The organism is Aquidulcibacter paucihalophilus (genome assembly GCF_002105465.1).
Taxonomy (GTDB): domain Bacteria; phylum Pseudomonadota; class Alphaproteobacteria; order Caulobacterales; family Aquidulcibacteraceae; genus Aquidulcibacter; species Aquidulcibacter paucihalophilus.
In genome coordinates, this window is the sequence record NZ_NCSQ01000092.1 from 1 (window position 1) to 683 (window position 683).

The following is a 683-nucleotide window of genomic DNA, read 5'->3' on the forward strand; positions in this document are numbered from 1 at the left end:
ATTTTGGCTTTGATGGCATCGGTGGATGAGTATATTCCACAGCCAGAGCGTCCATTGGACCGTCCATTCTTGATGCCAATCGAAGACGTGTTCTCGATCTCGGGCCGTGGTACGGTGGTGACGGGCCGTGTTGAGACCGGCATCATCAAGGTTGGCGAAGAAGTGGAGATCGTGGGTATCCGCGACACCATCAAGTCGACGGTGACCGGTGTTGAAATGTTCCGCAAGCTGCTCGATTCTGGACAGGCTGGCGACAACATTGGTGCGTTGTTGCGCGGTGTGGACCGTACGGGCGTGGAGCGCGGTCAGGTGTTGTGTAAGCCAGGCAGCATCAAGCCACACAAGAAGTTTGAAGCTGAGGCCTATATCTTGACGAAGGAAGAAGGTGGCCGTCACACGCCATTCTTCACCAACTACCGTCCTCAATTCTACTTCCGCACGACCGACGTGACCGGCATCTGCATGTTGCCAGACGGCGTTGAAATGGTGATGCCAGGCGACAACATTAAGATCATGGTGGAACTCATCACCCCGATCGCCATGACCCAAGGCTTGCGCTTCGCGATCCGCGAAGGTGGCCGCACCGTTGGTGCAGGCGTTGTGGCAGCCGTGGTTGAATAAGACCTAACTCCAGTCAAACGAATGAGCGCCCTGACCGAAAGGTCGGGGCGTTTTTTTGTGCG

At 55.9% G+C, this 683-nt stretch carries 1 protein-coding gene; it reads left to right on the forward strand.

What is annotated here, in order from left to right:
* Window positions 1-621, forward strand: a 621-nt coding sequence (locus tag B7364_RS07910) for an EF-Tu C-terminal domain-related protein (protein ID WP_269798772.1), incomplete at its 5' end; no start/stop codon positions are given.
* Window positions 622-683 lie beyond the last annotated feature (62 nt).